The organism is Pantoea sp. ABR1s (assembly GCF_057812235.1).
This window is the reverse complement of sequence record NZ_CM173823.1, coordinates 815253-840620: the sequence shown is the minus strand read 5'-3', so window position 1 is coordinate 840620 and position 25368 is coordinate 815253. Positions and strand designations below refer to the sequence as shown.

Here is a 25368-nt window from a genome sequence, read left to right as displayed (position 1 = left end):
TGCTATCTCCTTGTAGATTGATTGCATCAAACCACCCGCGTTACGCTAACCAGAGGCAGCCGATAAGTGAGATCGACTAGTAAACGTCCGATCGTTATGCGGGTTTGGTTCAAACCTTGCAATATTCAGCATAACGCGCTTTTCCAGCTTTGCCAGACGCAGACCATTCTTTCAGTGTGGTCCTAATTTTTCTTATCATGGACCAGGCATGACCGCATTCAATCCCACCGCATTTCGCCAGCAGTTTCCCGCACTCGCCGACGCAGGCGTTTATCTCGACAGCGCAGCGACCACGCTGAAGCCGCAGGCCGTCATTGACAGCACGCAGCAGTTTTACAGCCTCAGCGCGGGTACAGTCCATCGCAGCCAGTTTGCCGCCGCCCAGGCCTTAACCCATCGCTATGAGCAGGCGCGCAACCAGGTTGCCCGCTGGCTTAACGCCGCTGACGATCGTGAGATTGTCTGGACGCGCGGCACCACCGAAGCGATAAACCTGGTGGCGAACAGCTGGCTGCGCCCGCGCTTACAGCCTGGTGATGAGATTGTGGTCAGCGAGGCAGAACACCACGCCAACCTGGTACCCTGGCTGATGGCCGCGCAGGCGTGCGGTGCCCGCGTCGTAAAATGGCCGTTAGGCGCGGATCGCCTGCCGGATATCAGCCAGCTGCCCGCCCTGCTCAACAGCCGTACCCGCCTGCTGGCGGTCGGACAGATGTCGAACGTCACCGGCGGATGTCCCGCACTCGCTCAGGCGATCCCGCTCGCTCACGCCGTGGGCGCGAAAGTGATGGTCGATGGCGCACAGGGCGTGGTGCATTGTCCGCCTGACGTACAGGCGCTGGATATCGACTTTTACGCCTTTTCCGGACATAAGATTTACGGCCCAATGGGCATTGGCGCGTTATATGGCAAAGCGGAACTGCTGGAGGCGATGGAGCCCTGGCAGGGCGGCGGTAAGATGATAACGGATGTCGATTTCAGCGGATTCACGCCGCAGCCGGTGCCGTGGCGTTTTGAGGCTGGCACCCCGAATGTGGCGGGCGTGGTGGGCCTGAGTGCAGCACTGAGCTGGCTGGCGCAGTACGATCTGCCCGAAGCGGAGCGCTGGAGTCAGCATCTTGCGACGCTGGCGGAAGAGCAGCTGGCGGAATTACCCGGTTTCCGCAGCTTCCGCTGTTCAAATGCCAGCCTGCTGGCATTTGAATTCGCTGGCCTGCATCACAGCGATCTGGTGACGCTGCTGGCTGAGCAGGGAATCGCCCTGCGCGCTGGCCAGCACTGCGCGCAGCCGTTGCTGGCGGCGCTGGGCGTCAGCGGCACGCTGCGGGCCTCTTTTGCACCCTATAATAATCTGCAGGATGTTGATGCGCTGGTGCGCGCCATGAAGAGCGCCATCTCGCTGTTATCGGAGTTTTGATTATGCATTCATCGCCGTTAGCGCCACACCCGTTTGGCGAAGAGATTACCGTTGCCAGCCTGAAAGAGAGCTTTGGCCGCTTTCATCAGTGGGAAGATCGTTATCGTCAGCTGATCCAGCTGAGCCGCCAGTTGCCTGCCTTACCCGGGGAACTGAAAACAGCGGAAATTGAACTGAGCGGTTGTGAAAATCGGGTCTGGCTGGGCAGCCAGTTACGCGAAGATGGCACGCTGCATTTCTATGGTGACAGTGAAGGACGTATTGTGCGCGGTCTGCTGGCCGTGCTGCTGACCGCCGTTGAGGGCCAGACGCCGCAACAGCTGCTGGCAATGGATCCCTTAAAACTGTTTGATGAACTGGGCCTGCGCGCCCAGCTCAGTGCCTCCCGCAGCAGCGGCCTGCAGGCGCTGGCCGCCGCAGTGGAGCACGCCGCGCGTCAGGCGCTGACGGCGTCCTGACGGGCAGCACGCGCCAGAAACTTCTTCAGCGCATGCGAGACGGCAACAAAGCCGAAGGTGGCGGTTACCATGGTGGCCGCGCCAAAGCCGGATGTGCAATCCATTCTCTTCGGCCCCTCCGCTGTGCTGCGTGAAGCACAGACGCTGCCATCAGCCTGCGGATAGACCAGCGCTTCGGTAGAAAAGACGCAGTCGATGCCAAGTTTGCCCTTGCTGTTTTTCACCACGCCCAGGCTTTTCAGTCGTTCGCGCAGCTTCGCCGCCAGCGGATCCTGGATGGTTTTCGCCAGATCGGCGACCTGGATCTGAGTGGGATCGATCTGCCCACCCGCGCCACCGGTGGTGATCAGCGGGATCTTATTCCGGCGGCACCAGGCGATCAGCGCCGCTTTCGGTCGCACGCTGTCGATAGCGTCGATCACATAGTCGAAACCCGCTGCCATCAGTTCGGCGGTGTTCTCTGGCGTAATAAAGTCATCAATGCAGATCACTTCGCAGTCAGGATTAATCGCACGCAGCCGTTCTGCCATCACTTCTGTTTTAGCTTTGCCGACGTTGCCCTGCAGCGCATGAAGCTGTCGGTTGGTGTTGGTAATACAGACATCATCCATATCAATCAGGGTGATTTTACCAATCCCGGTGCGCACCAGCGCTTCCGCCGCCCAGGATCCGACACCGCCAATACCGATGACGCAGAAGTGTGCGTCAGCAAAACGTTGCAGCGCATCCTGGCCATAGAGACGCGCCGTGCCGCCAAAGCGCTGATGCCAGGCGTCATTTAACACTTTCATAGTTGAACCTGTTACGTCGTGCGGGCCCGAAGGCCCGCAGAGAAGAAATTAGTTAGCGCCGAGAAGCAGTGAACCATTATTACCGTTTTGCGGGCTGGAGAACAGCGGCTGTCCGGCACCCGGCGCGGCTTTAATTACCCAGACGCGTCCGTAGTGATTATAGAAGCCCGCCAGATGCGCAGCGTCGGGGCCGATACCCTGATAGATATCAAAGTGCTGGCCTTTAATCGCGCCACCCACGTCGAGTGCCACCATCAGGCGCATCTCATATTTGCCGTTGAATTTGCCCTTCTCATTTAACTGCGGCACTTCAGCCAGCAGTACGGTGCCCGCCGGAATAATTGAGCGGTCAGACGCAACGGAGGCTTTCGCCACCAGCGGAACTGCGCTGGCACCGCGCACCGGCGTAAACGGCTCAGCCTTAAAGAAGACAAATGATGGGTTGGTTTCCAGCAGCGCACGGACCTCCTGCGGTGAGTGCTCCTGCGCCCACTGACGAATCGCCTGCATCGACATATCTTCGCGCTTCACTTCACCGCGATCGATCAGCTCTTTGCCAATGCTGTGATAACCCCAGCCATTTTTACCGGCGTAACCAAAGAAGGTCATCGGGCGGCCATCGCCAAAGTCGACATAACCACTGCCCTGCACATCCATCATGAAGTTATCAATCAGGGAATTGCTGTAGGCGATGATGTAGCGGTCATCGAGTCCGCCACTATAGATAGAGGCGCGGCTCGGTAATTTTTCTCCGCGTTTGCGCGGCGGCATACGGTAGATGGGATACTGGAATTCGCCCTGACGGGTGTAGCGCGCTTCTACTACCGGTGTGTAGTAACCGGTGAACTGCACGTTACCGTAGTTATCCGTTCCCTCCATCTGCCAGGCGTTAAGCCCATACTGACGAAGCTGTCGGGTATCGGCACCCGCCATCAGCCAGCTCTCAATCGCGCTATAGGTGCCGTTCTGACGGCTATACAGGGCGGATGAGGCGGACTGAATCTGACGGATCTGCTCGCCAAAATCTCTGCCATTAACCGGTGCGCCTTTGGCATTGGGCTGATTCACCAGCGCCAGCGGTTGTTCCAGTTTGCCATCTTTATATTGCTGACCGCGATCGGTCGGTTTGGAGCTACAGGCCGCCAGCAGCGTTATTAACGCGCCAGTGAGTGCATACTTCACCCAATGTGATTTCATTATCTTCTCTTTTTATAACTGTTCGCCCCGCGACGATAGCAAAGCCCCCGACAGAATGAAATGCATCCGCTCAGACGTAGCACATATCAGTTTAATAATTAACCAGATGGTTGAATCCTTCAGCAACTGGCTGTTAATTTGGCTTTTATCTGCAAAAAGGGGTTGCATGAATTAGCGCGGAGAGTATAGTGCGCTTCCACGGACGCGGGGTGGAGCAGCCTGGTAGCTCGTCGGGCTCATAACCCGAAGGTCGTCGGTTCAAATCCGGCCCCCGCAACCAATACTTCTGCAGCAGTTTTACAGAAGTCACAATGTGAGAAGTAAAAGTAATAGAAGCAATACGGACGCGGGGTGGAGCAGCCTGGTAGCTCGTCGGGCTCATAACCCGAAGGTCGTCGGTTCAAATCCGGCCCCCGCAACCAATACTTCTGCAGTTGTTTTACAGAAGTCACAATGTGAAAAAAGTATGATACGGACGCGGGGTGGAGCAGCCTGGTAGCTCGTCGGGCTCATAACCCGAAGGTCGTCGGTTCAAATCCGGCCCCCGCAACCAATCATTTAAACACCTGAAAGGGTGTTTTTTTGTTTCTGACGTTCCCAAAAGCCGCTTCAGCCTCTTTCTGCCCTGAAAAGCGCGCGGATAGCCCGGCTACCCGCACTCCTTTACCGATGGGCCAGCGCCGCCCCACTCTCTACATACGCTTTGATGCCGTTCAGAATCGCCTCTGCCACCTGATGCTGGTAACGGGTGGTTCGCAACTTGCGCTCCTCCTCCACATTACTGATAAACGCCGTCTCGACCAGAATTGACGGGATATCAGGGGCTTTCAGCACCGCAAATCCGGCCTGATCCACGGTGCGTTTGTGCAGATGGTTGATGCGCCCCATGCGATGCAGCACCTCTTTGCCGAATTTAAGGCTGTCATGAATCGTCTGACGCTGCACCATATCGAACATGGTGTGATCGAGATAGCGGTCACCGCTTTTGCTGACGCCGCCAATCAGGTCTGATTCATTCTGAGTCTGAGCCAGGAAACGAGCCGCCGCCGAAGTGGCACCGCTGGTTGATAAGGCAAACACTGAAGAGCCGCGTGCCGCGCGACTGGTAAAGGCATCCGCATGGATCGACACAAAGAGGTCGGCACGCTGTTTACGGGCTTTGGCAACCCTGACGCGCAGCGGAATAAAGACATCTTCATTGCGCGTCATATAGGCTTTCATATTGGACTCTTTATCGATCAGCGCTTTGAGTCGCCGTCCAATCTTCAGCACAATATCTTTCTCGCGGGTCTTATATTTGCCGTGCGCGCCCGGATCTTCCCCACCGTGACCGGGATCGATCATGATAATGATCGGACGATCGCGCCCCGCTTTGCCGGGTAAGGGCGCCTGCACCCCTTCATCTTTCTCCAGATCGCCCTGGTTGTAATCTTTCAGCAGGGCCAGCAGAGGATCGTCCTCAACCTGGTTCTGGCTCGGATAGAGATCGACCACCAGCCGGTGATTGATCCCGGCGACCGGCGAGAGATTAAAGATCTTCGGCGCGACGTTGCGCTTTAATTCCAGTACCACGCGCACCGTGTTGCTGTCGAACTGACCGACACGGGCATTTTTAATAAAGGGATCGTCGACCCGAACCTGCTTATCTACCCCTTTCAGAACCGGATTGAGATGCAGCCCCTGAATATCAATCACCAGGCGTTCGGGATTGCTCAGCGCAAACTGCTTGTACTTCAGCGCGACATTGGACTCCAGCGTCATCCGCGAGTAGGTCGATGAGGGCCAGATACGCACCGCCACAATGTGGTTCTTCGCCGCCAACCCTGTCCGGCTGACGCTTAACAGCAGTAAGGCGCCCGTCCCCTGTAAAAATCGTCTGCGTGAAAAATGGGAATTAACGTCTGACATGCCGCTCCAGCTGCTGTGTAATGTCTAAAAAAGCGCCAGTTACTAAAATGGCGGCGAAAACTTTATCCAATCCGCAGCATGATGTCACCCCGGAAACCCTAAATAATGCAGGCTGTTAGCGGCTTTGACACCCAGAAAAACGTAAATTTTCGTCAGGATTAAGACTTGCAAAACCGGACGTAAAAGCATAAAAATACAAAAAATACGAATAAACATTCACTGAGGGTTGGCCGTGAAGGAACGTAGTACCGAACTGGTTCAGGGTTTTCGCCATACCGTTCCCTATATCAATGCCCACCGGGGTAAAACCTTTGTCATCATGCTGGGTGGCGAAGCGATTGAGCATGAGAACTTCTCTGGCATCGTTAATGATATCGGCCTGCTGCACAGCCTGGGCATTCGCCTCGTCGTGGTGTATGGCGCACGCCCGCAGATTGATGCCAGCCTGGCTCAGCAGCAGCTGGAGCCGGTTTACCATAAGTTTACCCGGGTCACCGACGCGCAATCGCTGGAGTTAGTGAAGCAGGCCGCCGGCCGGCTGCAGTTAGATATCACGGCCCGCCTCTCAATGAGTCTCAACAACACGCCGCTGCAGGGCGCGCATATCAACGTGGTCAGCGGCAACTTCATTATTTCACAGCCGCTGGGCGTGGATGATGGCGTGGATTACTGTCACAGCGGCCGTATCCGTCGTATTGATGAAGAGGCCATTCATCGTCAGCTGGATAACGATGCGATTGTGCTGATGGGCCCGGTTGCGGTTTCAGTTACCGGCGAAAGCTTTAACCTGACCTCGGAAGAAGTGGCTACCCAGCTGGCGATTAAACTCAAAGCGGAGAAAATGATCGGCTTCTGCTCTGAGCAGGGCGTGCTGAACAGCGAGGGTGAAATCATCTCCGAGCTCTTCCCGAATGATGCGCAGGCCCGTATCGATGAGATTGAAAAGGAAGGCGATTATCTTTCCGGGACCGTTCGCTTCCTGCGTGGGGCGGTGAAAGCCTGCCGCAGTGGTGTTCGCCGCAGCCATTTGATCAGTTATCAGGAAGATGGCGCGCTGTTGCAGGAGCTCTTCTCACGCGACGGTATCGGTACCCAGATCGTTATGGAGTCGGCAGAGCAGATCCGTCGCGCCAATATCAATGATATCGGCGGCATCCTCGAACTGATCCGTCCGCTGGAGCAGCAGGGTATTCTGGTGCGTCGCTCGCGCGAGCAGCTGGAAATGGAAATTGATAAGTTCACCATCATTCAGCGCGATAATCTGACCATCGCCTGTGCAGCACTCTATCCGTTTATGGATGAGAAGATTGGCGAAATGGCCTGTGTGGCGGTTCATCCTGACTATCGCAGCTCTTCACGCGGTGAGATGTTGCTGCAGCGCGTGGCACTTCAGGCACGCCAGATGGGGCTGGAAAAACTGTTTGTTTTAACCACCCGCAGCATCCACTGGTTCCAGGAACGCGGCTTTACGCCGGTAGATATTGAGTCCCTGCCCGAGAGTAAAAAAGAGATGTATAACTATCAGCGCCGTTCAAAAGTGTTGATGGCCGATCTCACCTGATTCAATCCGTAAGGGACAGGCCCCCCCGCGTGGTCTGTCCCCTCTCTTCTCAGCCAGATTCCCCTAGTCGCTCCACCAGACCGCTGCGTCGCTGCGTTTGCAGCTGCACGGCACGCTGAAATACGCCGGGTTCGCTGTAGATGGTCAGTTGCCGCCGTGCACGTGTAATCGCGGTATAGACCAGTTCACGGGTCAGCACCGGCAGAAACTGCGTGGGCATCACCAGCGCGGTATGATCAAACTCCGAGCCCTGTGATTTGTGCACCGTCATCGCCCAGGCCGTTTCATGTGAGGGTAACCGGCTCGGCTGAATCGCCTTGATCGATCCATCCGGCAGCGGGAAAAAGACCTTCAGGTTGCCCTCTTCATCCCGCATCGTCATGCCGATATCGCCATTAAACAGGCCGAGCGCGCTGTCATTTCGGGTGATCATTACCGGACGCCCTTCATACCAGCGGCTGCCCATGCCAGGACGACGGATGCGCTGCAGCTGCATCAGTCGCTGCTCAATACGCTGGTTCAGACCCTGCACGCCAAATGGCCCGTCACGTAATGCACACAGCAGCTGATAACGGCCAAAAGCGGCAATCACTTCTGCGGGCGACGACTGCTGTCTGATCAACTGCAGGAAGGGCTGATAACCCTGGGCTACCTCATCCAGCATCGCCTGATAAGCGTCAGCGCTGTTCAGCGGCTGGTAACTGATATCCTCATAAGCCGCAGCAAACACCGCCCTGACCTGCTCTGCATCGCCACGGTTGATCGCTTTTGCCAGCTGGCCGATGCCTGATGAGTCATCAAAACGATAACTCTTCTGCAGCAGACAGATACTGTCGCGGACTGCGGGTGCCTGCACATCGTCACTGCCCTGCAGTGTGCAGCCGGTCAGCAGCGCGAGCTGTTCAGCCCGTGCCAGGCTGTAGCCGCTTTCGGTGCAGCGGCAGATGTCGCCCAGCACCGCACCGGCTTCGACCGAGGCCAGCTGATCGCGATCGCCCAGAAACACGACGCGGGCATGGGCAGGCAGCGCGGCGATCAGTTTTGCCATCATTGAGAGATCGACCATCGACGCTTCATCAACCACCAGCACATCAAGATGCAGTGGGTTACCGGCATGGTAGCGCAGCCGCTGGGTGTCGGGCTGTGCGCCCAGCAGGCGATGCAGCGTGGTGGCTTCGGCAGGAAAACGCCGGCGTTCTTCGTCGCTGACCGCCAGATCCTGCAGTGCGCTGCCCAGTGACTCGGTCAGTCGCGCGGCGGCTTTGCCGGTCGGTGCCGCCAGCTGAATCCGCAGTGCACCGGGATTCAGGCGAATCAGGGCAGCGAGGAGTTTCGCCACAGTGGTGGTTTTACCGGTACCCGGCCCGCCGGAAATAACCGCAGTCTTGCGGGTCAGCGCCACGGCCGCCGCAATTTTCTGCCAGTTCTCCGGCTGGTCGTCAAACAGGCTGTTCAGCACGTCGCCTGCAGCATGCATATCAAACGCAGTTTTCACTTCCTGCGCAGCGAAGAAGTCGGCAACCCGGCCTTCGCTTTGCCACAGCCGATGCAGATATAAACGCTGATTGCTCAGTACCAGCGGCGTAACCAGGCTGCCATCACTGACTGCCGACCAGTCAGCAAAGCGTGCTGTCCAGTCTTCCGGCGCACCAGCAGCGTGCCAGATCGCCTGAGCCAGCGCAGGCTGGCGACCAGCGAACAGATTCGCTTCGCAGAGGTTGCTCAGCGGTAAACAGACGTGCCCCTCACCCGCGTCAGCGCTGACGCAGGCCGCAGCGAGCAGCAGCCCAGGCTGTGATTCCGGGGCCACCAGTTGGGCAAACTGTATATCCAGCGGCCGCAGGAGACGCTTCTCTACCGCCTGCAGCAGCAGACTCAGCATGTCACTCATAACATCTCCCCGGTTTCACCAAACAGTGCATCAATTTCTTCCACAAAGGCTTCAGCAGGTCGGGTGGCGAAAATGCCGTTGTCCGGCGAGCTGCCATCCATCCCGCGCAAAAACAGATAAAACACCCCACCAAAGTGACGCTGATAGTCGTAGTCCGGCAGGCGATGCTGCAGATAGCGATGCAGCGCCAGCGTATAGAGCTGATACTGCAGATCGTAGCGGTGGCCAATCATCGCCTGCGCCATCGCCTCTGGCGTGTAAGCGGCGTGGCTATCCCCCAGCCAGTTCGATTTGTAGTCGAGCAGATAATATTTTCCCTGCCAGCGGAAGACCAGATCGATAAAGCCCTTCAGCATGCCCCGCACCTGACGAAAATCCAGGGGGGCGGCCTGCTGAGAGAGGCTGTCGTGCCGGCGCAGCAGAGCGTCAAGATCCGCCGCAGTCAGCAGATTGTTGATCGGCAGATAGAACTCCATCTCGATCAGGCGTTCGCTGCTTTTTATCGCCGACAGCGTCAGCCCCTCAGCATTGAGCGGCGTATGTAAGACCCGGTCAATCCACTGTTCCAGAACCGGCAACCAGCTCAGCGGATAGCCATTATGCTGCAGCTGATCTTCCAGCCAGACGCTGTCCGGCGGTTCGGTAAAGTCGATCGACTCAAACAGACCGTGCAAAAACGTACCAGGTGCCGCTCCACGCGGAAAGTGGTGGGGTGTCAATGCAGCCTCTTCACCCTTCTCTTCTTCGCCCGCTGCATCAATATCAAAATTGGGCATCGCATCCAGCAGCGGCGAGCTGTGATGCTGTTGCAGGCCTGAATAACTGGTTACCCGCCAGACGTCAGCCAGCGCGCGCGTAATGTCGCGACTGCTTAAAACCTCATCGCCCTGCTGCGCATCCTGCCACATTTCTCCCGGCAGCAGAGCCTCTTCAACCAGCGCAATCCCTTCACCGGTTAACGCATTCAATCGCTGACTGAGCTGCTGCGCATCCGCCGCCTCACCCTGCTGCACCAGGTAGCCCAGCGCGCTCTTGTGCAGATCGCTTTCGCCCTCTTTTTTGCGGGTGCCTTTGATCAGTGGCGCAATGCCGACGCTGCAGTGATAGACCGAACGGGTCAGCGCCACGTAGAGCAGACGCAGATCCTCCGCCAGGCGCTCCTCTTCGGCCAGCGCCAGACTTTGTGCATCACCCTGCACATCCAGCAGTGCCGTGAACGTGTCGCGATCGTGATAAAGCGCGCTGGCCGCCTCGCGGAACCCGGCAGCAAATGGCAGCCAGACCAGCGGATATTGCAGTCCTTTCGATTTATGGATGGTGATGATCTGCACCAGATGGCGGTCGCTTTCCAGACGCAACTGCTGGCTGGAGGCCTGGCTGTTTGGCCGGGCAATCTGCTGCGCCAGGAAGCGCACCAGGGCGTGCGGACTCTCCAGCTGCACCGAAGCCTCCTGCAGCAGTTCACCCAGATGCATCAGATCGGTCAGGCGACGTTCACCGTTCTCCGAGGCCAGCATATTCTCTGCCAGCTGCCGCCTGATCATCACGTCACGCAGCATCGGTAACACGCCGCGCTGATGCCACAGCTGCTGCCAGACGGCAAACTGCTCCACCAGCGCATCCCACTCGCGTTCATTCTGTGTCAGCGCGTCTAGCGTTGCTGCATCAATAGCAAAGATTGAGGTCGCCAGCGCGCTGCGCAGCAGACGTTCCTGCTCAGGTGCCTGTATCGCCTGCAGTAACCAGAGCAGTTCGCGCGCTTCCGGCGTGGTGTAGACGCTGTCCCGGCTGGAGAGATAGACCGAAGGAATCGACAGCGCATTCAGCGCGTCGCGGATTAAACCGGCCTCATTACGACTGCGCACCAGCACGGTGATATCGGAAGCCCGCACCGGCTGCAGCGCCTCGCCTTTGCCCAGGCGGGCGCGCCCCTGCTGTCCGGCCACCAGCCAGCGGCTGATATCGGCCGCACACTGCTGTGCCATAAACTGCTGGTAATCGCTGTTACCCACGCCCTCGCCAGGCTGCAGCCAGAACCGTAACGCCGGTTGCTGCTGCTCGTCAAAAATCAGTTTCAGCGACTGATTGGGCGCAGCAGGCTTAACTGGCTGAAAGGGGATCGCCGAGAACAGAAAAGGCGAATCGAGCTGAGAAAAGAGGCGGTTGACGCTCCCGACCATCTCAGGTGATGAACGCCAATTGGTATCGAGCGTGTAGTGAGCGCTGACTTCGTTTCTGGCCCGCAGATAGGTAAAAATATCCGCACCGCGAAACGCATAGATCGCCTGCTTAGGATCGCCGATCAGAAACAGTGCCTGTTCAGGCTGATTAATATAGAGCGTGCGGAAGATGCGGTATTGCTGCGGATCGGTATCCTGGAATTCATCAATAAGGGCCACCGGGTAACGCGCCCGGATGGTTTCTGCCAGCAAAACGCCACCTGGCTGCTGCAGCGCTTCATCCAGTTTACTGAGCAGATCGTCGAAGCCTAACAGTGCACGTAACCGTTTCTCGCGCTGCACCGTGGCGCGCACATCGGTCAGCGCCTGCGCAATGATGACATCCCGCAGCGACAGCGGTTCTGCCAGAAACTGATCGATCGCCTCAAAAAGCGAATGACGCGGCGCTTCACCCTTTTTAGTTTTCTCCTCCAGCACCTGCTGTCCAAAGCGCTCCAGCTCTTTGGGCAGCTGATAATCCAGCGTGTCACTGCTGGCCCACTGCGTGACGCGGGCGACCCAGTTGGGCAGATGTTTACTGCTGTAGCTGCGCTTATCAACGCCAGATGCAGTGATAATGCCCTCAACATCGGCGCTGAGCGCCTGCCACTGCTGCTTGATGGCCTCGATGCGCGCCAGATTGCGGGCGTGCCGTGATGCCAGCGTCTCATCGGCGGCAGGCGGACGTTTCAGCCCCGGGGACTCCCCCTGTAGCCAGGGGCGCAGCGTGGCCAGCAGACTGTCCGGCCCGCTCCACTCTGCGGCGATGACCCGTGCCACATCCAGACTCAGTGGATAGCACTGACGACGCCAGAAATCGGCGGTCGACTGCTTCAGCAGCGCCTGCTCATCTTCAATCAACTCCTGCTCGAACAGCATACCCGACTCAAAGGCATTGAGATTCAGCATCCGCTGACAGAAGCCGTGAATGGTAAAAATGGCGGCTTCATCCATCTGCCGCTCGGCAGCCAGCAGCTGCGCGGCGGCCTGACTCAGATCCGGCATCTGCTCCAGCAGTAACTGGTGCATCGGATTGCTGCTTTTGCCGCGGATACAGGCCAGACGTAGCTGATGAATATTCTCGCGGATGCGCCCGCGCAATTCGGCGGTCGCGGCCTCGGTAAAGGTCACGACTAAAATTTCTTCGACAGAGAGCGGCCGGCTGTAGGCGTTTTCACCGCCCAGCCCCAGCAGCAGGCGCAGATAGAGCAGACCAATGGTAAAGGTTTTTCCGGTGCCCGCTGACGCCTCAATCAGCCGCTCGCCTCTGAGCGGCAGCGTTAAAGGATTCAGCGATACGGGAGGTAACTGCGTCATTGGGTCTCACTCTTTACCGGCAGCGACTGCTGCAGTTGTGCCACTTCACTCCAGGTTTTCCAGCCAGGCTGACGGGCAAACTCAACTTTGCCATTGCCGGTGCCTGCAATCTGCGAGGTCATCACCATGCCCTTATGTTCGATCACGGCCTGCCGGAAAAAGTCTGCCAGGCTGGCCGGGGTTAACCGCTGAACCTGCTCTGTCATTTTTTGCCGGGTATCAAATTGATCATTCTGCCGATCAAAGTCGCGGCTAAAGCGATCCGCTTCCTCAAAGAGCGTCTGAGGACGCTGCTGCAAATCATTGATCATCGCCTGCTGATACTGGGCAAAGTCTGCCTGGCTCATACTGCGCAGACGTTTTTCCGCCTGCGGGTAGAAGGCCTGATAGCGCTGCAACAGCCAGCCCGGTTGTTTGCTGTTACTTTGCAGCAGGAAGCCGATCCCCCACTGGCGACCCACTGGCATCTGGAAGGCAAACACCGCGTAGCCGAGCTGCTCTTTGGTCCGCAGCTGATTGTAGAACCACGGCTGCACAATCTGGCTCAGCATGGAGCTGTGCGCCATGCTCTGATATTCACTGTATCCCAGTGGAACATAGAGCGCGGCAAGGGCGGAGTCGGTGCTGCTGCCTTTTTGTTGCAGGTTGGCTTTCAGCGGTTTTTTAATCGAGACATACTGACTATGCCAGTCGCGGATCGCATGACTCTGCATCTGCTGTTTAAGCTCATGCCCCAGCTGCGTCACGCTGTCAGCACTGAGGTTGCCCACCACCAGCATCTCCGGCGTCGCGTCGCGGAACAGCGTATCGCGATAGTCAGTGACATCCTTAAGTGAGAGTGTGCTTACCAGCTTGCGGCGAGCCTCGCGCTGGGTATATGGCAGCTGCGACAGCAGTTGCATCGGCTGAATCGCCTGTTCAAACGCTTTGCCCTTTTCCGCCGCGTCCAGCCGCTCCAGATACCAGGATTTAGCCTGCTCCAGCTGCTGTTCTGTCGGCTGGAAAGTGGCATAACCTTCCACCAGTTTCTTCAGCAGCGTCGGCAGACGCTGGGTGAAGCCGTTGGCGCTGAACACCAGCCCTTCATCTTCACCCGTTGAGAAGCTGATGCCGCCCACTGAAGCCTGTGAATTTAGCTCGTCCAGCGCCAGGCTGGAAAGGTAGTCATTCAGGCCAAACAGCACCTGCTGACGGGCATCACTGATGGTGTGCTTATTGCGTAACGCCAGGGTGATCGCCGCTTTTGGCTCGCTGGCGTAATAACGACTGGGCATCCAGTAAATACGCATATCATCCTGGTTATCCAGTCTCACCGGATGCTGATACGTTTTGCCGTCTGACGGTAACAGGGTGAAGTCGTCCGGGATATAGGGGTTCAGCACGGGCATCGCCAGCGTAATCTGGCTGGCGCGTTGCTGCCAGTCTGCAAAGGTTTGTGGGGTGATCTTCTCAACCTGATAAGGCGCATCCACAAAATAGGCTTTTTTGTTGTGCGGCTCCTGCGGGCTGATGTACCAGATACGCGCATGCTGCGGGGTCATCTCTTTCAGCCGGGCATTAATCGCGGCGGCATCGTACTGATCCGCCAGATAGGGTGCATCCAGCGTATGTTCAACCGGTACGCGCAGCATGGTGTCGGCCAGCCATTCAATGTAATCCATATCGCGGGTAATTGAGGGATAGCGGAAGTCGAGCGCCAGCACATGCGAAACTTCATCGAAATAGCGCTTATCATCCCCCTGCTGACGCAGCAGATTGATGTAGCTGAATATCGCCGCCACGACCTGGTCGCGCTGCGCCAGCCCTTTATCAGTCAGTGACGCGGTAATCGCAAACACGCCGCTGTTACGCTCGGTCATTGGGTCAGCACCCGCATTCACCCCGTCGGCCAGTCCCTGTTTTTGCAGCCAGTCAGTCAGCGTGTTTTTGCTGCGGTTACTGATTAAATAGCTGATCAGCGTGTCGGTTTTACTGCGGAACCGATCGCTATTGTTGGAAATGCGGAATTCAATTTTGAGCTGCTTGCGCGGCTGAGCCGGAACGTAATGGATGATGATGCCCTGTTGCGCATCGGTCACCACCGGCACCGTAATCTCCGGCACGCTGGCGTCATGATTTTGTACCCGGCCAAAGGTTTTAGCCGCAATCGACGCCATCTCCGGCAGCGGTTTGTTGCTGTAGATCACCGCTTTCATCAGATTGGCGGAGTAATGCGTATGATAAAAGTCCTGCAGCGCCTGGTGCAGTTTGCTGCCTGGCTTATCTTTCAGGGTCTCAAGATTGCCGCCCGAAAAACGTGACGCCGGATGCGCCGGGTTCAGGGTTTCTGCGCCGACCTGGGCCATACGCAGGCCATCGCGCGAGCGCGCCATGGTCAGCTCGGCATTCACGGCGTGGCGCTCGCGGTCAGCGTTAACCGGATCCAGCAGCGGCTCAGCCACCGCATCCGCCAGGCGATCAACCGCCGGTTCCAGCGCGTCATTTTCCACTTCCAGATAAAAGGCGGTGCGGTAAGAGGCTGTGCTGGCGTTGTGGCTGCCGCCATGTTTTTTCAGGAATTCAGCCAGGTTGTCGGGCTGCGGGTAGTGCTTTGAACCCATCAGCACCATATGCTCAAGGTAGTGCGCCAGTCCCGCCTGCTGATCGGGATCGTCCAGCGATCCTATCGGCAGCGTCAGCGCCGCCAGCGATTTCGGTGCCACAGGATCGGAAACCAGTAACACCGTCATCCCATTATCAAGCCGGATAGCCTGATAGTGGCGGGGATCCTGTTCACTTTTGCGAATAGTGTCGTTAACCGGCTGCCAGCCTGATGATGCCTGCTCCTGCGCCTGCGCTGTGCAAGCCATCAGGCTTAACATTAGCGCCGCTATCCAGCGTGCGTGTACCCGCATGTAAACCCCTCTCGTTTCCCGATAAACCGCCAATGTCGGACGCGGCGGCTCAAAGCAGAGCAAAATTTCTGTGTAATGAGTCAGTCAGCAAAAACGCCTTCTGATCGGCTATTCATCATCCTGATGTGCAGCCAGTACCGGTAAATACCAGCGCTGTGCCGCCTCAGTTATCTGCTGTAGTTGTGGCTCATCCAGCACCCGGCAAAGACGTTGCAGATAGGGATCGCTGCCTTCACCCTCAAGCTGATAGTTGCCTGACCAGGCCGTCAGCAGGCGATTACGCGCCTTAAGCTGGGTTGCCTCATCAGTCAGTAACTGCTGACTTTTTTTGTCGTAGCTGGCGGTCAGCCATGCGCCGCCACTTTTGTTAAGCAGCATCAGCGGCTGACGCATACCCGCGAGATACCCCGTGACATACTCATTCAGCGCAGCAATCGCCTCTGCCTGCGGCACAGCAAGGAAGCACCAGCGGCTCTGCTGCCGGCCAAACATCCGGCTGCTGCCGGTGCCGCCCAGCGCGCAGTAGACCAGATGTTCCAGCCAGAGTAGCAGTCCGTCGTTCATGTTGAGTACGCCAGGCCGCCAGCGCAGCAATCCATCACTCTGAACCTGCGTCAGCCACCCGGTTAAGCTGACCTGCTCCAGTTGCAGATTCACTTCCCAGCTCTCGCCGTCGCTGCGCTGGGTGACCACTTCTGCCGCTACTTCCTGCATCTCATCGCGCTGCGCCTGCCAGAACAGCTCACCGAACGCGCCATAAGGCAGATTACCGGCCGCACGATGGTGCGCATAAAGCCGCTGAGTATCCTCGCCTTCGACCAGGGCATTCAGCAACTGCGCGTTAATCTGATAACGCTCAAGGTTGTCGAGCGCAAACGGCTCGCTGTCGGGCAGTTCGTTCTCCTCCAGCCAGAAACTCACGCCAAGCCGCTGGTGGAACCAGGCCCGGACCGGATGTCGCCAGAAGCGCAGGAACGCCTCCAGCGTCAGCGCGTCAATTAACGGCGCCTCCAGCGGCTGCACAAAATCGGGCTGCGGCTGCCCCGCGCCTCGCGCAGCAGGCAGCCACTCACGGGCGAAACTTTGCAGTCTGGCAGCAGGCTGGAAATTCTCGGCGGCAAACGGCATCCGGCTGTGCAGGTGCTGCAGGTGCATCCGCACCCGTTCGGCACTCTCATCCAGCTCAAGATGGCCATCACCGTCCAGATAAAAACTCTGTCCAATGTAATCCAGCAGTTCTGTGACCAGCACCGAGGGGTAGCGTTCCGTATTATCCTGAATCGCCCGGCCGATATAACTGATATAGAGCTGCTGCTGCGCCGAAATCATCGCCTCCAGGAAGAGATAGCGGTCATCATCGCGGCGACTGCGGTCGCCTTTGCGGGACTGCTGCTGCATCAGATCAAAACCTAACGGTGCTAAAGTACGGGGATAGACGCCGTCGTTCATGCCCAGCAAACAGACCAGCTGAAAAGGAATGGAGCGCATTGGCATCAGGGTACAGAAGTTAATCTGCCCCGCCAGGAAACGCTGACTGATGCGCTGTTGATCAAGCCGGCTACGCAGATCATCGCGCAACAGCGCCACCGGAATCGCCTCTTCAAACCGCGCATCCATGCCATATTCAATCAATTGCTGCCACTGCTCTTCCACCAGCAGCAAGGCGGCCTCGGTTTCTGCATCGGGGCTGAAAAAGGCATTGAGCAGTTCCCGGCACATGGGCAGCCAGGCCGCCAGTGGCCGGGGTTCGGCAAGCAGCTGCCGCCAGTGATTAAGCCGGGAGAGCAGCTCGGCCAGATGTCCCGCCAGCTCCCCCACCAGACCACCCGACTCGTCATAAGGCAGAATTCCTTCCCAGTCACCGTTGTGGCTCTCCATCGCATAACCCAACAGCATACGCTGCAGGCCAAAGCGCCAGGTGTGCTGGCCGGTAACCGGAAGTGACAGGGCTTCTACGCTGGCATCATCCAGCCCCCAGCGTACCCCCGATTCGCTGACCCAGCGCCGCAGTAAACGCAGGCCGCTTTCATCAATGGCGAAGTGGGAAGCGAGCGCCGGGACATCGAGCAGCGCCAGCACATCCTCCGAGACAAAACGGCTGTCCGGCAGTGCCAGCAGATGCAAAAACGCCACAATGGCCGGATGAGCCTGACTGGCACGGCGATCTGAAATCGCAAACGGCAGATAGCGATCGGCAGGTGCATTGGCGAACACCGCCTGAATAAAAGGGGCGTAGGCGTCGATATCCGCCACCATGACGATGATGTCACGTGCTTTCAGCGTCGGATCGGCCTCCATCATTGCCAGCAGATGATCCTGCAACACTTCAACTTCGCGCTGGGCACTGTGGCAGACCTGCACCGCAATTGACCGATCCTCCGGATCCAGGCAGCGCTTCTGATCGCTGTGTGCCAGTTCCGCCGCATTCAGTCCGATGATGGCGTTATCCTGCAGATTGAGAAGATCGTGCTGCATACAGTGCAGCAGGTTGTCCGGCTCCACATCGACAAAAGCATCAATGTCATCGTTTGACTCCATCTGGCTCAGCAGAAACAGGTTGTCACGCCCCAGCTTGCCCCAGGAGGCGAGCAAAGGGTTGGTCAGTTGCTGTTCACCAGCGTCGTTAAACAGCACCGGTGCCTGCTCTGCATCCCGGAAGAGTCCGCGTGATTCATCAGCACCATGGCGGCGGCGCTGACGACTTTGCAGTTTCGCCAGAAACGCATAATCCTGAATATCGCCCCAGTAATCGCGGCAGGGATTGGTGAACAGCAGATGAATGTCGATGTGACGTCCCAGCGCCTGCAACGCCTGCAGATAGACCGGCGGCAGCGCAGAGATGCCACAGATAAAGACCCGTTTGGGCAGATTTTCCGGCGTGCTTTTCGCCTGATCCAGCGTCTGGATAAATCGCGCATAGAGGTTGGCGCGGTGCCATTCAGGCTGGCGCAGGGCCTGGGTATAACTCACCAGATCGCGCCACAGGGCAGCCTGCCAGCGCTGCGCCTCGCCCAGCCCCTCAATGGTTTCGCCGCGCTCCCAGCTGTTGAGCCAGTCGGCACGATAGACCAGATACTGGTCGAACAGATCGGCCACGCGGGAGCTGAGCTGAAACAGTTTACGCTTGTCGCCGTCGTCATGGAGATAGTGGCGCAGAGAGGTAAACTCTTCATGCTTCAGCATCTCCGGCAGCCGGTGCATCAGCTTCCAGCCCATGCTGGCCTTACTGAAAGCACTCTCTACCGGGATATCAGGCAGTACGCGGACGAACATCTCCCAGATAAAACTGGCGGGCAGCGGAAATTCGATATTAGCAGCAATACCAAAGGTTTGCGCCAGCTCCATCTGCAGCCACTGCGCCATACCCGGACTCTGCACCAGCACCATTTCTGAGGCGAAAGGATCATCAAGAGGGTCATGTTTAATCACCGCAGCCGCCAGAATCTTCAGCACATCAAGCTGATTTGAGTGATAAACGTGAAACATGAAAACTCCTGTGATAACTCAGAACGTGACTGCGGTATTGCGGCTCTGTCACTTTACCGCGTATCGCGGTTGAAACCCATCAAAAGGGCAACCGGGGAGAGTTAACATCGCAGCCGCGTCAGGGTGGCACTGCGCTGATAAGGCCCCGTCACGTCAGCCCGATCCAGTGTGCAACCTGAAGGGCCGCTCTGCTGTTGCAGTATTGAGGTCCAGCCGGGGCTCTCATGTCCCATCAGTTGCTGCTCAGCCACCCGCCATGCCTCACGCTGATACCACTGATGGCTGAATCCCAGTGCCAGTGCGCGATGATAGTGCAACAGCGTGCTGCTGCTTAATGCCATTAACAGCAGAGCAAACAACACTTCCGGCAGGCTGAATCCACCGCGCTTACTGGCAGGTGGCCGGGGGCGTAAGCGGGCAGTAGTCGATCCAGCCGTGCGGCAACGTGGTAATCTGATTGCCCCGTAACCGCACCCACTGCCAGACTGCCATGCCACTGCCGCTGGCCTCCCCTTTAAGCAGACCTTCATCCTTTTCACCTCGTTGTAAACAGCTGCGCCAGCCCTGGCGATCATCCTGCTGACAGCTGGCCGCCTCACTGGCTGACCAGCTCAGGGAGAAGCCCCATTGCAGCGCAGACTGCGCCCGCCAGAAACCCTGAATAAACTGCTGCTCATCCGCCAGCAGTCGCATTCCCTGCTCAGACATCTTACGGCTGGCATGCAGCGTAAAGCTGCCAATGACCATAATCATCAACACCATGCCCAGAGCGCTGCTGCCTCGCTGCTTCACAGGTTATCTGCCTCAACCCAGCTCTCCACCGTTTCAAGCCAGCGTCCGGCCCGTGCCTGCAGCACTAATCTGACCTGCGTGCCCTGCTGGCTGACGCTGAACTGCTCCAGCGTCATAACCGCGGGACCGGAGAGCCGCTCCCAGCCCGCTGACTGACACTGGTCAACACCTCGCTGCATCTCAAGCTGCTGTTGTCGCAGGCGATAACCGTAATAGTCACTCTCTGCATGGCTCACCCCTTCCCATTTACCGTTGCTGTTCTCATCCCAGCGCAGCAGCAGGCAGTTCTCTCTGATTTGCAGCGCCCCACTGCCACACTCACCGTGACAATAACCGGCACGCCGCACCGCTTTTTCCAGTGTCGCCATCATCTGCTGTAACTCCTGACGCAGCTGCGCCCGTTGCATCACGCCGGCGTTCTCTGCCAGCAGCAGCGGCAGAAAACGGCCAGCACTTAACATCACGACGGCGCTGATTGCTAAGGCGATCAGCATCTCCAGCAGGCTGAATCCGGCCATTTTCAACGGCACGTCTCCTCATCCGTCATGCAGAGGCGAATACGGGCTCTTGCCGAGATAATCAGCCGCATTCGTCCGGCGCTGTTACCCAGCTCAATGCTGCCCGCCCGGGCCACATTACGTCGGCCATAGAAGCCCGGTTCACCCCGGATGTCATAGAGCGCAACGCCAGCGTGCGGCGCTACGAATTGCAGCCGTTTTCGGCTATCACAGCCTGCAACGGGGCGGCTTCCGGCACCGATGCACCAGGGATCGCCAGGCCGTGACCATAAAATCAGGTCGCTATTTTGCCGGTTGGCCTGGGCACGCAGCCCAAGCAGGAATCCCTGCAGTTGCTGAGCGCTGTCGCGCAGTTGCTGCCGCTGTTGCCAGCGCTGCCAGCCATGCAGCGCGGCAACGCTCAGCATGCCGGCAATCACCATCACCAGCAGCAGTTCCGGCAGGGTAAAGCCGCGTAAGTGTGCTGTTTTCATGGTGTCAGAGTGCGGGTGATGAACAGATGAAACAAGGTGCGGTTTGGCAGGCTGGAAAGCACGTCGCAGAGAATCTTCCCCAATAGCATGAATTGGCAGAAGCGTGCGAGCGTTGCCGCAGATTTACCGGTTTGCGGGCAAAAAAAAAGCCCCGGCGAAGTGCCAGGGCGTTATCTTTTATCGCGAATCAGATGGCGACAGGGGCTTTGATCGCGGGATGCGGATCGTAGCCTTCAATCTCAAAATCTTCGAACTGATAGTCAAACAGCGACGCCGGTTTGCGTTTGATAACAAGTGATGGCAGCGGACGCGGTTCGCGGGTCAGCTGCAGGCGCGCCTGCTCCAGATGGTTACTGTAGAGGTGGGTATCACCGCCGGTCCAGACAAAGTCGCCCACCTGCAGATCGCACTGCTGCGCCACCATATGTACCAGCAACGCATAGCTGGCGATGTTAAACGGCAGGCCCAGGAAGATGTCGCACGAGCGCTGATAGAGCTGGCAGGAGAGTTTGCCGTCCGCCACGTAGAACTGGAAGAACGCGTGGCAAGGAGCCAGCGCCATCTCGCTCAGCTCGCCGACGTTCCAGGCAGAAACGATAATCCGGCGTGAGTCGGGATCGCGCTTCAGCTGCTCCATCACCTGGCTTAGCTGGTCAATCTCCTGGCCGCTGGCCGTTCCCCAGCTGCGCCACTGTTTGCCATACACCGGGCCGAGATCGCCATTCTCATCCGCCCACTCATCCCAGATGGAGACGTTGTTATCTTTGAGATAACCGATGTTGGTATCACCTTTCAGAAACCACAGCAGCTCATGAATAATCGAGCGGATATGACATTTCTTGGTGGTGACCAGCGGAAAACCATCCTGCAGATTGAAACGCATCTGGTGACCAAAAATTGAAAGCGTACCGGTGCCGGTACGGTCAGCTTTTGGCGTGCCTTCGTGCAGCACATGTTGCATTAAATCCAGATACTGTTTCATTTTTCCTCGCGAAATTGTGGCTGCGGGCGACGACGATACGCCCAGATCATCATAATAATACCGGCAATAATCATCGGCACAGAGAGGATCTGTCCCATACTGATTCCGCCTTCAAACAGGCCAAGCTGGGCATCCGGCTGGCGGAAGAACTCAACGATAATACGGAAGGCGCCATAGCCAATCAGGAACAGGCCAGAGACGCTGCCCATCGGGCGTGGCTTACGAATAAACAGATTCAGGATGATAAACAGCACTATCCCTTCCAGCACCAGTTCATAGAGCTGCGAAGCATGACGCGGCAGCACGCCGTAGGTGTTGAGCAGCGCCTGGTATTGCGGATTGGTGGCGGCCAGCGCGACATCTTCGCTGCGGGAGCCAGGGAACAGCATGGCATAGCGGAAGCCCGGATCGACACGGCCCCAGAGCTCACCGTTAATGAAGTTGCCGAGACGACCGGCACCCAGACCGAACGGGATCAGCGGCGCGATGAAATCAGCCACCTGGAAGAAATTACGTCGGGTGCGGCGGGCAAAGACCAGCATGACGACAATCACCCCGATGAGGCCACCGTGGAACGACATGCCGCCATCCCAGACTTTGAACAGATAGAGTGGATTTTCCAGGAACAGCGGTAAGTTGTAGAACAGCACATAGCCGATGCGTCCACCCAGGAAGACCCCCAGGAAACCGGCATAAAGCAGGTTCTCCACTTCCTCTTTTTTCCAGCCGCTGCCCGGCTGATTGGCGCGGCGGACAGCCAGCCACATGGCGAAAACAAAGCCCACCAGATACATCAGACCGTACCAGTGAAGCGAAACCGGTCCAATCGAGAAGATCACCGGATCGAACTGCGGAAATGCAATATAGCCGTTATTCATCATTCACCGTCTATTTTTCAACCCTGAAAAGGGGGTGTTGTCAGGCACATAAATTAAGGCTGCGCATCATAGCACAGCCGGTTTTGTGAATTGTCCCGCAAATGTAAACGCGGATAACGCCCAGAGTCTGACTCGTCAGGCGTACATTGTTGCAGCCAGACTGGTCACGGACAGCGCGCAACAACCGGAGCGTACACGTAGTACGTGAGGATTACTCGCTGTGCTCGCCCCTTCAGGGCCGCCCTGACGGGCGTTCAGGTTGCTAAAGCAGCCTGTGTGAGCACTGCCCGGGACCAGAATGGCAAATAAAATAGCCTGAAGTAGCGCTTAGCGACCGCCGCGGATTAAACCGCCCAGCCCGCGACGCTCCATAAAGGTCGAGACCAGATGACGAACTTCGGTGGCGGTATGAGCATTCATCCCCTGCTCGCTGAGCTGCTGTGCTTCTTCGTGATCCAGATGGCGCAGCAGGTATTTCACCCGCGGTACGTTTTTGCCGTTCATGCTGAGATGGTGATACCCCAGCCCGACCAGCAGCGCCACGCACATTGGATCGCCGGCCATTTCACCACACAGGCACAATTCCAGATTGGCCAGACGGGCTTCCTGCGCAATCGTATTCAGTGCACGCAGCATCGCCGGATGCAGCGAGTCGTAGAGATTGGCCACGCGGGTGTTGTTGCGATCCACCGCCAGCAGATACTGGGTCAGATCGTTGGTGCCAACCGAGATAAAATCGACCCGTGACGCCAGATGCGGGATCATAAACAGCATCGACGGCACTTCAATCATGATGCCGATGCGCGGCGCGGGGATCGTATAGCCCAGCATCTCTTCGACTTCGCGTCCTGCGCGATCGATCAGCTTTTTCGCTTCGTCGATCTCATCGATATGGCTGATCATCGGCAGCAGAATACTGAGGTTGCCGGATGCGGCGTTGGCACGCAGCATCGCGCGCACCTGCACCAGGAAAATTTCCGGCTGGTCAAGCGTCAGGCGGATGCCGCGCCAGCCCAGACAGGGATTCTCTTCACTGATAGGCATGTAGGGTAGCTGTTTATCTGCTCCTACATCCAGGGTACGCAGCGTCACAGGCTTGTTGTGAAACAGCTGTAACATGCCCTGATACTGCGCCACCTGCTCCTCTTCCGACGGGAAGCCGTTCTGCAGCATAAACGGGATTTCGGTGCGGTAGAGACCGATGCCATCCACCCAGTTGCCCAGCGTCTGCTCATGCTCCGGGCTTAAGCCGGCATTCAGCATCACCTGCACGCGCTCGCCACTTTTCAGCTCACCGGGCTGATCGACCACGCCTTCCGCCATTTTGCTCAGCGCATTCTCTTCGCTGATCAAACGCTGGTACTCCTGCACCAGCACCGGCTCGGGATCGATCAACAGCTCACCGCGATACCCATCGACGATCAGCAAACGTTTGTTGAGCTGATGAGGCTGGATGTCAGCGCCCATGACCGTCGGGATCCCCATCGCGCGGGTCAGAATCGCCGCATGGGAGTTAGCTGCGCCGTCACGCACCACCACGCCCGCCAGCCGCTCATGCGGCAGCTCAGCTAAGGTGGTGGCGGTCAGCTCATCGGCCACCAGCACAAAGCGTTCCGGCCAGGCATTGGTGCCGACCAGCGTATCGTCAAGGTGAAACAGCAGGCGCTGACCCAGCACCCGCAGATCGCCTGCGCGTTCACGCAGGTAGGTGTCCGTCAGGCTGGCAAACTGTTCAGCAAACTTCTCGATCACCTGTTTCACTGCCCATTCGGCGACCGATCCGCGTTCGATCTCATCGAACAGATCTTTTTTCAGTCGGGCATCGGTTAACAGGTGAGAGTAAAGGTCGAAAATGGCCGCACTCTCTTTCTGAGCGCTGGCGCTGAAGCGTTTACTGAAGCGACGAAATTCACTGGTGGCTTCACTCATGGCGAGCGACAGACGCTCACGTTCGCGATGAACATCCAGCGTTGAGGCAGCCGAAACCTGATCGAGCAGTGGCTGCGTCTCATCTACCCAGCCCGGTGCTACCGCCACGCCAGGCGCAGCTGCAATTGCGCGCACCCGCGTCTGCCGGAACTGACCAAATAGTTGAGCCATCTGCGACTGCGACAGCAATGCCGCCATCTGGGTGGCAAGGGTGACCAGAAACGACTCTTCGCTTTCATCAAACTGACGGTGCTCGCGCTGCTGCACCACCAGCACGCCCAGTAACTGGCGACGGCTGATAATCGGCACGCCGAGGAAGGAGCGGTAGCGCTCCTCTTTCACTGCGGGGATATATTTAAAGCTGGGATGACTCTGGGCGTCAGCAAGGTTAATCGGTTCGGCCAGACGGCCCACTAAACCGACAATCCCCTCGTCAAACGCCAGGGTCACGGTGCGGCCACGCGGTTTTTTAAGTCCGCGCGTCGCCATCAGGTAGTAGCAGTGACGATCGTGGTCGGCGAGGTAAACGGAACAGACTTCCGTATCCATCGCCAGACAGATCTCATTAACCAGGATGTCGAGTGCTTCATTGAGACGCGGCGCACTCGCCACTTTTTCTACAATTTCGCGCAACTGAGTGAGCATAAAGGGCGTGGC

The 25368-nt window shown here is 57.7% G+C and carries 17 protein-coding genes and 3 tRNA genes; 6 read left to right on the top strand and 14 right to left on the bottom strand.

From position 1 onward, the window contains the following. The first annotated feature begins 208 nt into the window (after window positions 1–208). Together csdA and csdE are read left to right on the top strand one after the other, a co-directional pair. Complete coding sequence (gene csdA / locus ACXKZD_RS03995; RefSeq protein ID WP_033758705.1) at window positions 209–1417, top strand: cysteine desulfurase CsdA; 1209 nt, start codon at window positions 209–211, stop codon at window positions 1415–1417. A 2-nt stretch (window positions 1418–1419) separates the two neighbouring features. Beyond that, complete coding sequence (csdE, locus tag ACXKZD_RS03990) at window positions 1420–1875, top strand: cysteine desulfurase sulfur acceptor subunit CsdE (RefSeq protein ID WP_010248617.1); 456 nt, start codon at window positions 1420–1422, stop codon at window positions 1873–1875. On the opposite strand, the gene tcdA is transcribed toward csdE, so the two are convergent. Next, on the bottom strand, window positions 1854–2666 hold the full coding sequence (gene tcdA, locus ACXKZD_RS03985) for a tRNA cyclic N6-threonylcarbamoyladenosine(37) synthase TcdA (RefSeq protein WP_010248618.1): 813 nt from the start codon (window positions 2664–2666) through the stop codon (window positions 1854–1856). The two genes, csdE and tcdA, sit on opposite strands and share 22 nt — an antisense overlap. Before the next feature lie 48 nt (window positions 2667–2714). Beyond that, window positions 2715–3863, bottom strand: coding sequence for a murein transglycosylase A (mltA, locus tag ACXKZD_RS03980; protein ID WP_488981884.1), 1149 nt, complete (start codon window positions 3861–3863; stop codon window positions 2715–2717). A gap of 203 nt (window positions 3864–4066) precedes the next feature. On the opposite strand from mltA, the gene ACXKZD_RS03975 reads away from it, so the two are divergent. The 3 genes from ACXKZD_RS03975 (at window position 4067) to ACXKZD_RS03965 (ending at window position 4416) form a co-directional block, all read left to right on the top strand. Continuing rightward, window positions 4067–4143: transfer RNA gene (locus ACXKZD_RS03975), tRNA-Met, on the top strand. Between the two features lie 65 nt (window positions 4144–4208). Beyond that, window positions 4209–4285: transfer RNA gene (locus tag ACXKZD_RS03970), tRNA-Met, on the top strand. Window positions 4286–4339: 54 nt separating this feature from the next. Next, window positions 4340–4416 (top strand) — tRNA-Met (locus tag ACXKZD_RS03965). A gap of 110 nt (window positions 4417–4526) precedes the next feature. Here ACXKZD_RS03965 and amiC read toward each other — a convergent pair. Further along, on the bottom strand, window positions 4527–5771 hold the full coding sequence (gene amiC, locus ACXKZD_RS03960; RefSeq protein ID WP_010248623.1) for an N-acetylmuramoyl-L-alanine amidase AmiC: 1245 nt from the start codon (window positions 5769–5771) through the stop codon (window positions 4527–4529). Window positions 5772–6003: 232 nt separating this feature from the next. Here amiC and argA point away from each other — a divergent pair, with 232 nt between their 5' ends. After that, window positions 6004–7332: an amino-acid N-acetyltransferase gene (argA, locus tag ACXKZD_RS03955; RefSeq protein ID WP_010248624.1), complete on the top strand. Its 1329-nt coding sequence runs from the start codon at window positions 6004–6006 to the stop codon at window positions 7330–7332. A gap of 49 nt (window positions 7333–7381) precedes the next feature. On the opposite strand, the gene recD is transcribed toward argA, so the two are convergent. The 11 genes from recD to ptsP form a co-directional block, all read right to left on the bottom strand. Continuing rightward, window positions 7382–9223 (bottom strand): exodeoxyribonuclease V subunit alpha, encoded by a 1842-nt coding sequence (gene recD / locus ACXKZD_RS03950; protein ID WP_122457771.1) that lies wholly within the window; start codon window positions 9221–9223, stop codon window positions 7382–7384. Beyond that, window positions 9220–12759, bottom strand: a complete 3540-nt coding sequence (gene recB, locus ACXKZD_RS03945; protein ID WP_488981883.1) for an exodeoxyribonuclease V subunit beta — start codon at window positions 12757–12759, stop codon at window positions 9220–9222. Before recB ends, recD begins: the two co-directional genes overlap by 4 nt. Continuing rightward, a complete protein-coding gene (gene ptrA / locus ACXKZD_RS03940; RefSeq protein WP_488981882.1) occupies window positions 12756–15653 on the bottom strand; it encodes a pitrilysin in 2898 nt (965 codons plus the stop codon). The genes recB and ptrA overlap by 4 nt, the downstream gene beginning before the upstream one ends. A 108-nt stretch (window positions 15654–15761) precedes the next feature. Beyond that, entirely contained in the window at window positions 15762–19139 is a 3378-nt protein-coding gene (gene recC / locus ACXKZD_RS03935; RefSeq protein ID WP_488981881.1) for an exodeoxyribonuclease V subunit gamma, read from the bottom strand. Window positions 19140–19240: 101 nt separating this feature from the next. Next, window positions 19241–19501, bottom strand: a complete 261-nt coding sequence (locus ACXKZD_RS03930) for a prepilin-type N-terminal cleavage/methylation domain-containing protein (protein WP_371006382.1) — start codon at window positions 19499–19501, stop codon at window positions 19241–19243. Between the two features lie 25 nt (window positions 19502–19526). Beyond that, entirely contained in the window at window positions 19527–19931 is a 405-nt protein-coding gene (locus ACXKZD_RS03925; RefSeq protein WP_201499786.1) for a DUF2509 family protein, read from the bottom strand. Next, the gene (locus ACXKZD_RS03920; protein ID WP_488981880.1) at window positions 19928–20455 is read right to left on the bottom strand and encodes a prepilin peptidase-dependent protein; all 528 of its coding nucleotides are present in this window, start codon (window positions 20453–20455) and stop codon (window positions 19928–19930) included. The genes ACXKZD_RS03925 and ACXKZD_RS03920 overlap by 4 nt, the downstream gene beginning before the upstream one ends. Further along, window positions 20452–20922 carry a prepilin-type N-terminal cleavage/methylation domain-containing protein gene (locus ACXKZD_RS03915; RefSeq protein WP_488981879.1) on the bottom strand — a complete coding sequence of 157 codons (471 nt, stop codon included), beginning with the start codon at window positions 20920–20922 and terminating at the stop codon, window positions 20452–20454. The genes ACXKZD_RS03920 and ACXKZD_RS03915 overlap by 4 nt, the downstream gene beginning before the upstream one ends. Window positions 20923–21109: 187 nt before the next feature. Further along, window positions 21110–21904 (bottom strand): thymidylate synthase, encoded by a 795-nt coding sequence (gene thyA / locus ACXKZD_RS03910; RefSeq protein ID WP_033772525.1) that lies wholly within the window; start codon window positions 21902–21904, stop codon window positions 21110–21112. Continuing rightward, a complete protein-coding gene (lgt, locus tag ACXKZD_RS03905; RefSeq protein ID WP_010248645.1) occupies window positions 21901–22782 on the bottom strand; it encodes a prolipoprotein diacylglyceryl transferase in 882 nt (293 codons plus the stop codon). The genes thyA and lgt overlap by 4 nt, the downstream gene beginning before the upstream one ends. A gap of 327 nt (window positions 22783–23109) precedes the next feature. Further along, entirely contained in the window at window positions 23110–25356 is a 2247-nt protein-coding gene (gene ptsP, locus ACXKZD_RS03900; protein WP_010671041.1) for a phosphoenolpyruvate--protein phosphotransferase, read from the bottom strand. Window positions 25357–25368: the final 12 nt, after the last annotated feature.